General features: G+C 62.5%; 13 protein-coding genes and 1 riboswitch. Of the genes, 8 read left to right on the top strand and 5 right to left on the bottom strand.

Annotated elements, in window-relative coordinates:
• Nucleotides 1-118: 118 nt before the first annotated feature.
• Nucleotides 119-1,207, bottom strand: a complete 1,089-nt coding sequence (locus AC3RCG_RS02770; protein WP_070220850.1) for a porin — start codon at nucleotides 1,205-1,207, stop codon at nucleotides 119-121.
• Nucleotides 1,208-1,622: 415 nt separating this feature from the next.
• Here AC3RCG_RS02770 and AC3RCG_RS02775 point away from each other — a divergent pair, with 415 nt between their 5' ends.
• Nucleotides 1,623-3,125 (top strand): tetratricopeptide repeat protein, encoded by a 1,503-nt coding sequence (locus tag AC3RCG_RS02775; RefSeq protein ID WP_492402379.1) that lies wholly within the window; start codon nucleotides 1,623-1,625, stop codon nucleotides 3,123-3,125.
• A gap of 24 nt (nucleotides 3,126-3,149) precedes the next feature.
• Here AC3RCG_RS02775 and dapF read toward each other — a convergent pair whose 3' ends face one another.
• From dapF to AC3RCG_RS02790, 3 genes are read right to left on the bottom strand one after another with little or no spacing between them, the layout of a single operon-like run.
• On the bottom strand, nucleotides 3,150-4,013 hold the full coding sequence (gene dapF, locus AC3RCG_RS02780) for a diaminopimelate epimerase (protein ID WP_099408032.1): 864 nt from the start codon (nucleotides 4,011-4,013) through the stop codon (nucleotides 3,150-3,152).
• An 11-nt stretch (nucleotides 4,014-4,024) separates the two neighbouring features.
• A complete protein-coding gene (locus AC3RCG_RS02785) occupies nucleotides 4,025-4,900 on the bottom strand; it encodes an LpxL/LpxP family acyltransferase (RefSeq protein WP_099408031.1) in 876 nt (291 codons plus the stop codon).
• Nucleotides 4,897-5,766: a lysophospholipid acyltransferase family protein gene (locus AC3RCG_RS02790; protein ID WP_099408030.1), complete on the bottom strand. Its 870-nt coding sequence runs from the start codon at nucleotides 5,764-5,766 to the stop codon at nucleotides 4,897-4,899. The genes AC3RCG_RS02785 and AC3RCG_RS02790 overlap by 4 nt, the downstream gene beginning before the upstream one ends.
• 188 nt (nucleotides 5,767-5,954) lie before the next feature.
• On the opposite strand from AC3RCG_RS02790, the gene metK reads away from it, so the two are divergent.
• From metK to metF, 4 genes are all read left to right on the top strand, one after another.
• Nucleotides 5,955-7,121, top strand: coding sequence for a methionine adenosyltransferase (metK, locus tag AC3RCG_RS02795; RefSeq protein WP_099408029.1), 1,167 nt, complete (start codon nucleotides 5,955-5,957; stop codon nucleotides 7,119-7,121).
• A 122-nt stretch (nucleotides 7,122-7,243) separates the two neighbouring features.
• Nucleotides 7,244-7,312: riboswitch (S-adenosyl-L-homocysteine riboswitch) on the top strand.
• Nucleotides 7,313-7,339: 27 nt separating this feature from the next.
• Nucleotides 7,340-8,764, top strand: coding sequence for an adenosylhomocysteinase (gene ahcY, locus AC3RCG_RS02800; RefSeq protein ID WP_070289496.1), 1,425 nt, complete (start codon nucleotides 7,340-7,342; stop codon nucleotides 8,762-8,764).
• A 192-nt stretch (nucleotides 8,765-8,956) separates the two neighbouring features.
• Nucleotides 8,957-9,313, top strand: coding sequence for a phage holin family protein (locus AC3RCG_RS02805; protein ID WP_034783534.1), 357 nt, complete (start codon nucleotides 8,957-8,959; stop codon nucleotides 9,311-9,313).
• Nucleotides 9,300-10,130 carry a methylenetetrahydrofolate reductase [NAD(P)H] gene (metF, locus tag AC3RCG_RS02810; RefSeq protein WP_070313029.1) on the top strand — a complete coding sequence of 277 codons (831 nt, stop codon included), beginning with the start codon at nucleotides 9,300-9,302 and terminating at the stop codon, nucleotides 10,128-10,130. The genes AC3RCG_RS02805 and metF overlap by 14 nt, the downstream gene beginning before the upstream one ends.
• A gap of 14 nt (nucleotides 10,131-10,144) precedes the next feature.
• On the opposite strand, the gene AC3RCG_RS02815 is transcribed toward metF, so the two are convergent.
• A complete protein-coding gene (locus tag AC3RCG_RS02815; RefSeq protein WP_492402378.1) occupies nucleotides 10,145-10,744 on the bottom strand; it encodes a 5-formyltetrahydrofolate cyclo-ligase in 600 nt (199 codons plus the stop codon).
• A gap of 65 nt (nucleotides 10,745-10,809) precedes the next feature.
• On the opposite strand from AC3RCG_RS02815, the gene AC3RCG_RS02820 reads away from it, so the two are divergent.
• The 3 genes from AC3RCG_RS02820 to AC3RCG_RS02830 are packed head-to-tail and all read left to right on the top strand — an operon-like array spanning nucleotide 10,810 to nucleotide 14,604.
• Nucleotides 10,810-12,765 (top strand): lytic transglycosylase domain-containing protein, encoded by a 1,956-nt coding sequence (locus AC3RCG_RS02820; protein WP_492402377.1) that lies wholly within the window; start codon nucleotides 10,810-10,812, stop codon nucleotides 12,763-12,765.
• A gap of 12 nt (nucleotides 12,766-12,777) precedes the next feature.
• Nucleotides 12,778-13,494, top strand: coding sequence for a glutathione S-transferase family protein (locus AC3RCG_RS02825; protein WP_070220832.1), 717 nt, complete (start codon nucleotides 12,778-12,780; stop codon nucleotides 13,492-13,494).
• A 12-nt stretch (nucleotides 13,495-13,506) separates the two neighbouring features.
• Entirely contained in the window at nucleotides 13,507-14,604 is a 1,098-nt protein-coding gene (locus AC3RCG_RS02830) for a tRNA nucleotidyltransferase/poly(A) polymerase-related protein (RefSeq protein WP_070313028.1), read from the top strand.
• The last annotated feature ends 78 nt before the right edge of the window (nucleotides 14,605-14,682 follow it).

A 14,682-nucleotide genomic window follows, 5' to 3' on the forward strand; every position in this document is an offset into this window, starting at 1 on the left:
GAGTGCGCCGCAATATGGAGCAAAAGCGCGCGCCCATGAAAAAAGCGGCATGGTTGCCCATGCCGCCTTGCTCCGTCTGACGAGTCACGTCACCCGTCGCGGGAGACGCGCGATGCCATTAGAAGTTGTGGTGTACGCCGATGCCGACGTAGTTGACGCTTTTCGCAACGTTGTAGTTGATACTGTCAGCAACAGCGGCTTTTTTGTTCGAGATATCTGCATATACGTAGGTGCGCTTCGACAGATTGTAGTCATAGCCCAGCGATGCTTGCTTGGTTTTGACGACGCCATCGGGCGTTTTCTGGCCATAGCCGGCGCGGATCTTGCCTGGGCCTACGTCGTAGTTGGCGCCCAGTACCCACGATTTGGTGCCGGTATTGATGATTTTGAAGTCATCATCTTTCTGGTGCTGGATCGACAGCATGACTTTCAGCTCAGGAATAGGATTGACCGAGGCAGCAACCGACCACAGCTTGGCTTGCAAGCCATTGCGCTCGTAGGCAGCCATGGCGGCAAATCCAGTCGAGGTGTACGTTGCGGAGATCGAGTACGGGGTCGACGTCGGCGCCACGTTGGCTGCCACGGCACGGTTGCCCGAAGCAAATGTTACCGAGTTGCCCGGCGCGCGCGCTGGTACTGCGCTGTTGTTATTAGCTTCCTTGGCAGCAACGGTGGCGTTGAGCTGGAAGCCATTGAACACTGGCGTGTTGTAGAACACGGCGTTCGAGAAGCGGTTACGCGAGTTGCCTGGTGCGCTCAGCGGATCGCTGGTGTAGCCGGCGACGGTCAGGTCGGTCTGAAAACCGGCTGGCGTAGGCATGCCCGACCATGGTTCGAACGAGGTGCTCACTTCCTGGTATGCGGTCAGGCCACGGCCCAGGCGTACGGTACCGAAGTCGCCTTGCAGGCCGACGCGGCTTTGACCCTGGAACAGCGGACGCGAATTGGCGCCCGACGTGTTTTCTACGGTGCCGGTGTCGGATTCATAGCGAATTTCCAGTTGGAAAATAGCTTTCAAGCCATTGCCCAGATCTTCCGTACCTTTGAAGCCCAGTTTGTTGTTGTCGCGCTTCGTGACAGCGGTGGTCGAACCAGTCGCTTTGCCCAGGCCTGCATCGATCGTGCCGTAGATTTGGACGGACGACTGCGCTTGTGCGGTTGCGGCAAAGGCGCCGAAGAGTGCGAGGGCAACGAGTGATTTTTTCATGTCTTATTCCCTATTAAAAGTGAGTTCCGTCCGAGATCCGAGCAGATTGAAACACGCCAACTGCCGCGTTTCGATGAATGAACCTTAATTCGTCGGCGCGCTAGACGCGTGGGATTGGTCAAATATGCGTGAAAAGATTGGTGAAAAGCGGCATAACTGCATGCCCCTGTTGTATTTTTGTAACGCGCGGTTTCTGCCAGTCCTGCGCCGATGGACAAGGTTCTCCCATCGCCACGGTATCGGCGCCTTGTGATATTGGCATGTCCTGACCGCGAGATTGTTGCGTTGAATCAAGTTCTTGCGGCCGCTTTGGCGGATTTATGACACAAGGACGTTACACTAAGGGACGGCCTGCACTGATGGGCCTGGAGACGACTCACTATTATTAGAATCATTGACTCAATATCGAGAATCGATGGCAAATCGCGAAACATTAGGATTGATCAAGGGGGCGCGTGCGGGCGACGTGGCTTGCCAACTGGCGTTGGGACGGGTGTATCTGTTTGGACAGGGTGTGCCGCAAAGCTTGCCGACGGCCTTGCACTGGCTGGCGCGGGCGGCCCAGGAGGATAGCGAGGAAGCGTGCCGGCTGATTGGCACCCACGTGCCTTTCGAAGTGGCGCAACCGGCAGCCAAGGCGCTGATCCCGTATTACGCGCAAGCGTTCGATGCGGGCCTGGTGCAGGCGGGCCTGGTACTGGCGCAACTGGTACTGGGCAACGCCGCCAGTCACTGTGAAGCCTTGCGCGCCAAGGCGCGCGTGGCGCTGGACGCTGCCGTACGCGCCGGCTTGCCCGATGCGCAATGGTTGTTGTCGCTACAAGAAAAATCATCGGCAACACCGGGGCCGGCCACCAGCGTGGCTGGCGAGCTGGCCTTCGATGGCGACGCGCCGCTGCACGCCTGGCTGGAGCAGGCTTGGCGCCAGGGCAACCATGCGGGTTTTCTGTCGCAAGGCTTGCCGCTGGCGCGCGAGCTGCTGCAGCGCCAGGCCGCCGCCGGGGCGCGCACGATCGCCCTCGGCGCGCAGCAGGTGTTGTTGCTGTCGCGTTGCGCCCAGGCATTGGCGCCTGGCGGCGATGCCGAGGGCTGGCAGTGCTGCGAGCTGGCCGCGCATGGCGGCGACCGCACTGCGCAGCTGGAGCTGGGACTCGGCTATGCGCGCATGGATGCGCACGGCCAGCGCCTGGCCACGCGCAACGGCGCGGCCAATTTCAAGCGTGCCGTGCGCTGGCTGACGCAGGCGGGCGAGCAGGGACTGGCCGAAGCCTGGTTCGTGCTGTCGCGCATCTATACGAAACCGGAATTTTCCCAGCGCAATGTCGTCGAAGCGCATTTCTGCCTGGAGCGCGCGGCCGACCTGGGGCATGGCCCGGCGCAGCTCGAGTGCGGCATGCATGCCTGGCGTAACCGCCGCGACGGCGTCAACAACGATGTGCGCGCCGCGTATTGGCTGCTGCAGGCGCAGGCGCAGGGCAGCCGTGAAGCGGAGGCGGCGCTGGCGAAAATCGCGCCTCGAGGCGAGCCCGGCGACTGGGGCCAGTGCGCCGCCATGCACGCCGACGGGCATGTGCGCCAGCTGGGCCAGAACCACCCCCTGCTGGCGGCGCGCCTGGAACTGGCGCGCTGCTTTCATCTGTCGCGTGCCGAGGCCTTGCTGCTCGATATCCATGCGGCCGACCAGGGGCATTGTCTGTTGATCGATATCAGCGCCACGCATGGCCGCGGCAAGCGGCGCCTGGTGCTGATCCGCACGGCGCAGGAGCGCCAGCTGCTCGATCAGGTAGTGCGCCTGTTCGAGCGCGTCGATTGCGGCGTGGCGGGACCGGAAGGCAATTACCGGCAGCGCCTGTATCGCTTGAAGTGCTACCTGGCGGAACTCGATGTGGTACAGGAACAGCAGTTCCTGGCCGCCTGACTTTTACTTCTGACCTTCACCCGTCTACAGCTCGATCGTGCCTTCGAACACGGTCACGGCCGGGCCCGTCATCAGGACGGGATGGCCGGGGCCTTGCCAGGCGATCGACAGTTCGCCGCCGCGCGCGCTGATGCGCACGGGGGAATCGAGCAGGCCGCGACGGATGCCGGCCACGGCAGCGGCGCAGGCGCCCGTGCCGCACGCGAGGGTTTCGCCCGCGCCCCGTTCAAACACGCGCAGTTTCACGTGCTGGCGGTCGACGATCTGCATGTAGCCGGCGTTGACCCGGCGGGGAAAGCGTGGGTGGTGCTCGATGCGCGGGCCCGTCACTTCCAGGTCTTGCGCATCAACATCGTCGACCACTTGCACGGCATGCGGATTGCCCATCGAGACGACGGATACCAGCACGGAAGCTGCGTGGCCCGGCAAGGCCAGGTCCAGCGGCCATAAGGTGTCGTTGCCTTGCGCTACACCGGCGAGGCCGGCCGCATCGAACGGTACCTGCTGTGGCTCGAGCACGGGCGCGCCCATGTCGACCGTGATGCTGCCGTCGAGTTCCAGGCGCGGCGCGATGACGCCGGCCATGGTTTCCACGCGGATGCTGGCCTTGCTGGACAAGCCTTTTTCGCTGACGAACTTGACGAAGGCGCGCGCGCCGTTGCCGCACTGTTCCACTTCGCCGCCATCGTTGTTATAGATGCGGTAGCGGAAATCGCAGCCGGGCAGGCGCGGCTTTTCCACCACGAGGATCTGGTCGGCGCCGATGCCGAAACGGCGGTCGGCCAGGCGCTGCCATTGGGCCGGCGTGAAGTCGATGTCCTGATTGATGGCGTCGATGACGATGAAGTCATTGCCCGCGCCGTGCATCTTGGTAAAGTGGAGTTTCATGTTCTGCCGTATCACTTGTGCTGGTTATAGAACGAGGCTTCGCCTTCCGGACGCGTCTTGAAGCGTTTATGCGTCCAGAAATACTCGGCCGGCGCTTCGCGCACGCGCTCTTCGATGAATTCGTTCATGCGGCGCGTGGCGGCCGTGATGTCGTCGCCCGGATAATCGTCCCACGCCGGGTAATAGGTCACTTGCCAGCCCTGGTAATTGGGTAAAAAAGTGGCGATGACGGGAATCACCTGCGCCTTGGCGGCCAGCGCCAGGCGCGCCGTGGCCGTCAGGGTGGCGGCTGGCACGCCGAAGAAGGGCACAAATTCTGCATCCTTTTCGCCGAAATCCATGTCCGGCAGCATGAAATACGGCAAGCCGTCGCGCAGCGCGCGCAAAATCGTCTTGATGCCGTCCTGGCGCGTAAACAGCTTGGGCGGCTTGAAGCGCGAACGGCCGTTGCGCAAGGCCTGGTCGAAGGCGGCATTCTTTTGCTGCACGTACATCGACGAAGCGGAAATTTCCATGGCCGTGGCGGCGCCGGCCACGTCGAGGCAGACGAAGTGCGGGCACAGCAAGATGGTGGGCTTGGCTGCGATCTGCTGGCCCGGGAAGGCGGGCACCTTTTTGATCAGGCGGTTCAATCGCGCTTCTGATGACCACCACAGAATGCTGCGTTCCCACACGCTGCGCGAATAGGCCTGGAAATGCTGGCGCGCCAGCGCCACGCGCTGGGCTTCCGTCAGTTCCGGCATGCACAGGCGCAGATTCGTCAGGGCGATCCTGCGCCGCGTGGGCATGGCGATGAACAGCACGCTGCCGACGGCCATGCCGAAGCGGCCGAGGATGGGCAAGGGCAGCCAGTGCAGCAGCCACATGAAGGCGATCAGCAGTCTCATGCCTGCTCCCCGGCGGCATCGGTCGTGGCGGGCGTGGGCGGCGCCGCGCCGCGCGGCACTTTATAGCGGTTGTAGCTCCACAGGTATTGCGCCGGGCTGCGCGCGATCAATTGCTCCATGGCAGCATTAATGGTGCGCGCCTGTTCGGCCGAGCTGCTGTCGAGCGACTCGGTGAAGGGCACGAAATGCACGACATAGCCGCGCCCGCCCGGCAGGCGTTCCGCGTAGGTGATGATGACTTCGGCGCCGCCCATCTGCGCCAGCTTGGCGGGTAGGGTCATGGTGTAGGCGGGGCGGCCGAAGAAATCGGCCCATACGCCTTCGCCTTCCTGCGGCACCTGGTCGGGCAGCAGGCCGATCGGTTGTCCCTTTTTCAGGCATTTGGCGAAGATGCGCACGCCCGACATGTTCGCCGGCGCCAGCATCAGGTTTTCGCGCGCGCGCGCCCCTTCGATCAGCGGTTTCAGGGCGGCGCGCTTGGGCGGGCGGTACATTACGGTGAGCGGCGTGCGCAGGGCGATTTGCTGGGCGACGATTTCAAAGCAGCCCAGGTGTGGTGTCAGGAAGACAATGCCGCGGCCATGCTGCAGCGCTTTTTCCACCAGTTCCCAGTTTTCCACCGTCGCATGGCGCGCCACGCGCTCGGCGGGGGCGCACCAGATGAAGGGCAGTTCCAGCACGCTCTTGCCCGCTTCGGCCACGGCCGTGTGCAAGTGTTGCGAAAACCCCGCACCTTGCATGTTCTCGCGCATGCGGCGGCGGTAGGATGGGGAAATGGCGTAAATCACCCATCCCAGCACAGCGCCAAGGCCATGCAGGACGGGCAGGGGAAAGACGGACAAGAAGCGGAAAATTGGGACTAACATGTATAAGCTATTTCCAGGAATGGCGTGTTGCCGTGCCAAAATTTTTTAAGAAGCGTAAAATACCACGTATGCAGTAACCGCTGAGTTAATAGACAACTTGCGATGCGGAATATAAATCTCGCTAAAGCGTCGCAGGCAAAATCCTCTTTACTGCGACAGAACATTCACATAGTAATCAGGAGCTTGCAATGTCAAACGACTATCTCTTCACTTCCGAATCCGTTTCGGAAGGCCATCCCGACAAGGTTGCCGATCAAATTTCCGACGCCATCCTTGACGCCATCCTGGCCCAGGATCCAGCCGCCCGCGTGGCCGCCGAAACCCTGTGCAACACGGGTCTGGTGGTACTGGCTGGCGAGATTACCACGCACGCCAATGTTGATTATATTCAAGTTGCGCGCGAAACCATCAAACGCATCGGCTACGACAACACGGAATACGGTATCGACTACAAGGGTTGCGCCGTGCTGGTGGCCTACGATAAGCAGTCGCCGGACATCGCGCAAGGCGTCGATGAAGGTGCGGGCATTGACCTGGATCAAGGCGCCGGCGATCAGGGCCTGATGTTCGGCTACGCCTGCGATGAAACGGCCGAGCTGATGCCCGCCGCCATCCACTACGCGCACCGCCTGGTCGAGCGCCAGTCGCAACTGCGCAAGGATGGCCGTCTGCCATGGCTGCGTCCGGATGCGAAATCGCAAGTAACCCTGCGCTACGTCGATGGCCGCCCCGTCGGCGTGCACACGGTGGTGCTGTCGACCCAGCATGCGCCGGAAATCTCGCACAAGCAGATCGAAGAAGCCGTCATCGAAGAAATCATCAAGCCCATCCTGCCGCGCGAATGGCTGACGGAGACCAAATTCCTCGTCAACCCGACGGGCCGTTTCGTCATCGGCGGTCCGCAAGGCGATTGCGGCTTGACCGGGCGCAAGATCATCGTCGACACCTACGGTGGCGCGGCCCCGCACGGCGGCGGCGCGTTCTCGGGCAAGGACCCATCGAAAGTCGACCGTTCGGCAGCGTATGCGGCCCGCTACGTGGCGAAAAACATCGTCGCGGCCGGCCTGGCGCGCCAATGCCAGGTGCAGGTCAGCTACGCCATCGGCGTGGCCAAGCCGATCAACATCACCGTCTACACGGAAGGCACGGGCGTGATTCCCGACGCGGAAATCGCCAAGCTGGTGCTGGCGCACTTTGATTTGCGTCCAAAAGGCATCGTGCAAATGCTCGACCTGCTGCGCCCGATCTACCAGAAGAGCGCCGCCTACGGCCACTTCGGCCGCGAAGAGCCGGAATTCACGTGGGAGCGCACGGACAAGGTCGCCCTGCTGCGCGACGCTGCCGGCCTGAAGTAATCTAGCCCGCTTGCAAAAGAAGCGCCCCGGCCAGCTGGCCGCGGGCGCTTTTTTTATATGTTGTTAGTTGGCAATGCATGGCGAACAAGCTGGCGCGCCGGCATTGACGATGTTAAAATCCACCGTCCGAGGAGCGTTGCGACGAAGAAATTCGCCAGGCTCGGAATATCCTGCAACCGCGCTCACGTACCTTTTTCAACAACTGAAAGGAGGGCGTGATGAACGCCGTACTCAAATCGCAACACGACTACACCATCGCCGATATCACCTTGGCCGCATGGGGCGACAAAGAAATCAAGATTGCTGAAACGGAAATGCCTGGCCTGATGGCCATCCGCGAAGAATTCGCGGCAGCGCAGCCTCTGAAAGGCGCGCGCATCACCGGTTCCATCCACATGACCATCCAGACCGCCGTGCTGATCCAGACCCTGGAAGCACTGGGCGCGCAAGTGCGTTGGGCATCGTGCAACATTTACTCCACGCAAGATCACGCTGCCGCCGCCATCGCTGCCGCCGGCACGCCGGTGTTCGCCGTCAAGGGCGAGTCGCTGGACGACTACTGGGAATACACGCACCGCATCTTCGAATGGCCGGATGCGGACGGCAAGGCTGTCTACTCGAACATGATCCTCGACGATGGCGGCGATGCTACCCTGCTGCTGCACCTGGGCGTGCGCGCGGAAACCGACCTGTCGGTGCTGGCCAACCCCGGTTCGGACGAAGAAATCTGCCTGTTCAACTCGATCAAGAAGCACTTGCTGGCCGATCCGACCTGGTACTCGAAGCGCCTGCCGGAAATCCTCGGCGTGACGGAAGAAACGACGACCGGCGTGCACCGTTTGTACCAGATGCACAAGGAAGGCAAGCTGGCTTTCCCTGCGATCAACGTCAACGATTCCGTCACGAAATCGAAATTCGACAACCTGTATGGCTGCCGCGAGTCCCTGGTCGACGGCATCAAGCGCGCCACCGACGTGATGATCGCCGGTAAAGTGGCCGTCATCGCCGGCTACGGTGACGTGGGCAAGGGTTCGGCGCAAGCCATGCGCGCCCTGTCGGCGCAAGTATGGGTGACGGAAGTCGACCCGATCTGCGCACTGCAGGCGGCGATGGAAGGCTACCGCGTGGTGACGATGGATTACGCGTGCGAACACGGCGACATCTTCGTCACTTGCACCGGCAACTATCACATCCTGACGCACGATCACCTGACGCGCATGAAAGACCAGGCCATCGTCTGCAACATTGGTCACTTCGACAATGAAATCGACGTCGCTTCGTTGAAACAATACGAGTGGGAAAACATCAAGCCGCAAGTCGACCACATCATCTTCCCGTCGGGCCGCCGCATCATCCTGCTGGCCGAAGGCCGTCTGGTCAACCTCGGTTGCGGCACGGGCCACCCGTCGTACGTGATGAGCTCGTCGTTTGCCAACCAGACGATCGCCCAGATCGAGCTGTACGCGAACACGGCCAACTACCCGGTCGGCGTGTACACCCTGCCAAAACACCTCGATGAAAAAGTCGCCCGTTTGCAACTCAAAAAGTTGAATGCGCAGCTGACGGAACTGACGCAAGAGCAAGCCGACTACATTGGCGTGCGCACGGAAGGCCCCTACAAGCCTGAGCACTACCGTTACTAAGATGGTTGCCTCATGAACCTACTGCGCGGCGCGGGGCGCGGCCGGCGATGCTCGCTGTACCTTCGTACAGCTGCGCTTCTCGGCCACGCCGCGCATCCGCTCGCTACGGTTCCTGAGGCAACAAGACTGATCGGTGTACTTTGAAAAGGCCGGCTATGCCGGCTTGCCCCTCTTTTTTGACAGGCTAGAGAAATGCGCTTGCTACTGATTTGGTTTATCAATGCGGCAGCCCTGTTTGCCGTCCCCTACCTGATGCACTCGGTGACGATGAGCAGCGGCTGGACCGCGCTGCTGGCCGCTGCCGTGCTGGGGCTGGTCAATGCGCTGATCCGTCCCTTGCTGATCCTGCTGACCCTGCCCGTGACGTTCCTGTCGCTGGGCCTGTTCATTTTGATCATCAATGGATTCCTGTTCTGGCTGGTGGCGCAGGTGATCGATGGTTTCCATGTCGCCAGTTTCTGGTCGGCCGTGGGCGGCGCCATTCTGTACAGCATCATTTCCTGGGCCCTGTCGACCTTACTTTTGAGTAATGACGATGGAAAAGCATAATTTCAGTATTGAGTTTTTCCCGCCGAAAACCCTGGAAGGGGCGGAAAAGCTGCGCGCCACGCGTGTCAAGTTGTCTGAATTGCATCCGAAGTATTTCTCGGTGACGTTCGGCGCGGGCGGCACCACGCAGCAGGGCACGCTGGACACCGTGCGCGAGATCCTGGCGGCCGGCGAACAGGCCGCGCCGCACCTGTCTTGCGTCGGCGGCTCGCGCGAATCGATCCGCGCCGTGCTGGCCGACTTCAAGGCGGCCGGCGTGAAGCGTATCGTGGCCTTGCGCGGCGACTTGCCGAGCGGCTACGGCGCCTCGGGCGAGTTCCGCTACGCCAACGAGCTGGTGGAATTCATCCGCGCCGAGACGGGCGACCATTTTCATATCGAAGTGGCCGCCTATCCGGAAGTGCACCCGCAAGCCCGTTCGCCGCAGGACGACCTGAACGCGTTCGCGCGCAAGGTGCAGGCCGGCGCCAATGCGGCCATCACCCAGTACTTCTACAATGCCGACGCGTATTTCCAGTTTGTCGAGCAGACGCAGAAGATGGGCATCAACGTGCCTATCGTGGCCGGCATCATGCCGATCACGAACTACACGCAGCTGATGCGCTTTTCGGACATGTGCGGCGCGGAAATTCCACGCTGGGTACGTCTGAAACTGGCCAGCTTCGGCGACGACAGCGCGTCCATCAAGGCTTTTGGCCTGGACGTGGTGACGGGCCTGTGCGAGCGTTTGCTGGAAGGCGGCGCGCCAGGCTTGCATTTCTATAGCATGAACCAGGCGGCGCCCACGACGGCCTTGTGGCAGCGCCTGGTGAAATAAACCGTCCTGACTTGTCAGAACAGATCGCCCTCGGTCACGATGTGATCGAGGGCGATGTCGTATTCGCCGTTGGGAAAACTTGCCGCCAGGCAGGCATACGCGATGCCGAGCGTACGCGGACGGGGTGTTTGGGCCAGCGTGCGGTCGTAATAGCCGCCGCCATAGCCGAGGCGAAAGCGTTCCTGGTTAAAACCCAGGCAGGGCACCAGCAGGGCGGCCGGCGCCGGGCGCAGGCGCAATTGCGCGGGCACGGTCACGCCCATGCCATCCTTGACCATGGGCTCGCCCGGCGTCCAGTCGGAAAATGCCAGCGGCGCATGTTTTTCCAGCACCACCGGCAAGCTTAATTGCACGCCGCGCGCGGCCAGCTGCGCATACGCGCCGTGCAAGTCCGGCTCGCCGTGCAGGGGCCAGTACACGCCCAGTTCCTTGACGTTTTCTTGCGCGCACCAGTCGAGCAGCCGCTGCGCGATGGCCGCATCCCACCTTGCTCGCGTGGTCTCGGGCAGGGCGCGCCTGGCCGCCAGCAAGGCTTTGCGCAAGCCGGCTTTTTCCTGTGGCGCAATGGGTGGCCGTGTAGCCGGATCGCATGTTATTCTAGGGTCGCTATTCATATCACCATCAAGTTAAGATTGAGAGTCGTACATTGATTTCCCCACTGAAATGGATTGCCGGCACGATGCTGTGTGTTGCATCGGCCTTGTCTCCCCTGGCCGCCCTGGCCCAGGTATCGACCACCGTCTCCCCAGCCGCCCCCGACACGCGCAGCGAGGACGATGCCTTCCTGCTGCTGCGCGACGCCGCGCGCAAGGATGACGCCGAAAAAGCCGACTTTTATGCGGGGCGCCTGACGAATTACCAGATTCCATCGTATGTTGACTATTATCGGCTGAAACCGCGCATCAAACTGCTGACCGAGGCGCAATTTCGCGATTACCTGAACCGCTACAAGGGCAGCGCCATCGCCGACCGTTTCCGCAACGACTGGCTGCTGGAACTGGGCCGCAAGCGCGACTGGGTCGTGTTCGATGAACAATATCCGCAATTCGCCCTCGACGACGATACCCAGCTCAAGTGCTATGCGCTGATGTCGCGCGCCGCCAAGGGGCAGAACGTGGCGTCCGAGGCGCGCAAGCTGCTCGTCGCGCCGCCTGGCTATGGCGAAGCGTGCGGCAGCCTGATCGCAGCACTGGCGCAAAATGGCCAGTTCGACGCGAACGACCTGTGGGCGCAGATCCGCCTGGCGGGCCAGACCAACGCCACGGGCCCGGCGCGCCGCATCGCGCTGCTGCTGGGCGCCTCCGACGCGAAGATGGCGCAGGCGATCGACTTGCCCGCGCTGGTGCTGGCCAAGGGCCCCGGTCTAAGTCGCGCCGACCACGAGATGTACCTCGTGGCCGTCGGCCGCATGGCGAAAAGCACATTAAAACTGGGCGTGGTGGCGCTGCAAAAGGCGAGTGCGCAGCTGACGGCACAGGAACAGGCCATCGGCTGGGCCAGCCTGGCCCTGCAGGCGTCGTATTCGCTGGCGCCGGAAGCATTCGAATATTGGCAAAAAACCAATGGCGCACCGTTGACCCAGGAGCAGATGCAATGGAAGGCGCGTATCGCCTTGCGTGAAGGCAACTGGCCGCAGGTGAAGGCGGCGATCCAGGCCATGCCGGCCTCGCTGCGCACGGACCCGACCTGGGTCTACTGGCTGGCGCGCGCGCAGCAGGCGGAAACGCCGGGCCGCCCGAATGCGCAGGCCGATGCCCTGTACCGCACGATCAGCGATCAATCGAATTTCTACGGCTTGCTGGCCAATGAAGAGCTGGGCAACCACCTGGTCTTGCCGCCGCCGGGCCAGCCCGTCACGCCGGCGGAAATCGCCGCCATGGCCGCCAATCCGGGCTTGCAGCGCGCCTTGAAATTCTTCAATATGCGCTTGCGCTTCGAGGGCACGCGCGAGTGGAACTGGGAATTGCGTTCGATGACGGACCGGCAACATCTGGCGGCCGCGGAATTTGCGCGCCAGAACAATGTGCTCGACCGCATGGTCAACACCTCGGACCGCACGCGCCTGGAAGTGGACTATACGCAACGCTACCCGACGCCGCACGACGACGTCATGCATCCGGCCACGCAAACCCTGGGCCTGGACAAGGCCTGGGTGTACGGCTTGATCCGCCAGGAATCGCGCTTCATCATGGATGCGCAGTCGCACGTGGGCGCGTCCGGTTTGATGCAGGTCATGCCGTCGACGGCCCGTTATGTCGCCAAGAAGATCGGCCTGACCGATTTCGTCACGGAAACCTTGAGCGATGTGCGCACCAACGTCTTGCTGGGCACGAATTACCTGAACATGGTGCTCGGTGGCCTCGACGGTTCGCAAGTGCTGGCCAGCGCCGCCTACAACGCGGGGCCGGGGCGCTTGCGCATCTGGCGCGCCACCATGACGCGGCCGCTGGAAGGCGCCGTCTTTGCCGAGATCATTCCCTACACGGAAACGCGCGGCTACGTGAAAAACGTGATGGCCAACGCCACGTATTACGCGGCCCTGTTCGAAAAAAGCCCGCAGTCGCTGAAAGCGCGCCTGGGCACCGTGGGGCCGAAGAATAGCGCCGTTTCTGCCGATTTGCCATCATCCAACTAAAGCTAGCCGACCATGCAAACGACCATCCTTGATCCCAGCCTGACGCAAACCCTGGCCGCCGCCCGCGAGCCGGGCCTGACCCTCATCATCGGCAACAAGAATTACTCGTCGTGGTCGATGCGCCCGTGGGTGGCCATGACGGCCTTCGGCATTCCGTTCCACGAAGTGCGCGTGCTGCTCGACCAGAGCGACACGGCCACCAAAATTGCCGAATATTCGGCTTGCGGCCGGGTGCCCGTGCTGCTGGCGGGCGAGATCACGATCTGGGACAGCCTGGCCATCTGCGAATACCTGGCCGAGCAGTTTCCAGATAAACACCTGTGGCCGCAGGATGTGGCCGCGCGCGCCATGGCGCGTTGTGTCTGTGCGGAAATGCATTCGGGCTTTACCGGCTTGCGCACGGATATGTCGATGAATATCAAGGCGAAGTTGCCGGGCCGTGGCCGCACGGCCGCCGCCCAGGCCGACATCGGCCGCATCAGCGAAATCTGGGAAGAGTGCCTGTCGCGCTTTGGCCACCACCAGTTCCTGTTTGGCGAGTTTTCCATCGCCGATGCGTATTTCGCCCCCGTCGTCATGCGTTTCCGCACGTATGGCGTGTCGCTGGCGCCGGCCCTGAACGCCTACTGCGAGCGCGTGCAGGCGCACCCTGCCGTGGCCCGCTGGATCGCGGAAGCGCTGGCGGAAACGGAAACGGCGCCCAAGCACGACGCGGAATTGCCTGATTAAGAAAAGAGTGTTATGAAGATATACACGGTCGGTGGCGCGGTGCGCGACCAACTGCTGGGCTTGCCCGTGAAAGACCACGACCACGTTGTCGTTGGCGCCACGCCGGAAGACATGCTGCGCCAGGGTTTCCGGCCCGTCGGCAAGGATTTTCCCGTCTTCCTGCACCCGAAGACGCAGGAAGAATACGCCTTGGCCCGCACGGAACGCAAGACGGCCCCCGGCTACCGCGGTTTTGTCTTCCACACGGCGCCCGACGTCACCCTGGAAGACGATCTGGTGCGGCGCGATCTGACCATCAACGCCATCGCGCAAGCCGAGGATGGGACCTTGACCGACCCGTTCGGCGGCATTCAGGATATCCAGAATAAAATCTTCCGCCACGTCTCCGACGCGTTCGGCGAAGACCCCGTGCGCATCTTGCGCCTGGCCCGCTTTGCCGCCCGTTTCGACGCCTTTACGGTGGCGCCCGCCACCATGGCCCTGATGCGCCGGATGGTGCTGGACGGCGAAGTCGACGCCCTGGTGGCCGAGCGCGTGTGGCAGGAAGTGGCCAAGGGACTGATGGAAAGCCATCCTGCGCGCATGCTGACGGTGCTGCACGAGTGCGGCGCACTGGCGCGCATCATGGGGGAAATTACCATCAGCGAGCGCTTGCTGCAGGTCGTCGACCACGCGGCCGCGCAAGGTCATGACTTGCCCGTGCGCTTTGCCGCCTTGATGCTGCATTTGAGCAAGGATGCCATCGAGCAGCTGAGCGAGCGCCTGCGCGTGCCCAACGAGTGCCGCGAACTGGCCGTCATGGCAGCGCGCGAGCTGGACAATATCAACGGCGCGCTGGATTTGGGCGCCGAGGCCATCGTCAGTCTGTGCGAACGCTGCGACGGCTTGCGCAAGCCGCAGCGCTTCGTGCAACTGTTGCAGGCCGTGGCCTGCGACGGACTGGTCACCGGCGGCTTTCCGCAGGCGGCGCGGCTGCAGGGCGGGCTGGACGCGGCGCGCGGCGTGAATGCGGGTGCGCTGGCGCAAGGCTGTACGGAGCCGAAACGCATCCCCGAAATCATCCATGCGGCACGGGTGGCGGCCGTGGCGGCCTTCCTGGCCCAGGCTTGAATGGTGGGAATAGGCTACAATGGCGCCATGATGTTGCACTGCACAATAACGGCCTGACGTGCCGCAGCACCGCCCCCA

The sequence above is a fragment of the Janthinobacterium sp. GW823-FHT01H08 genome (genome assembly GCF_058797855.1).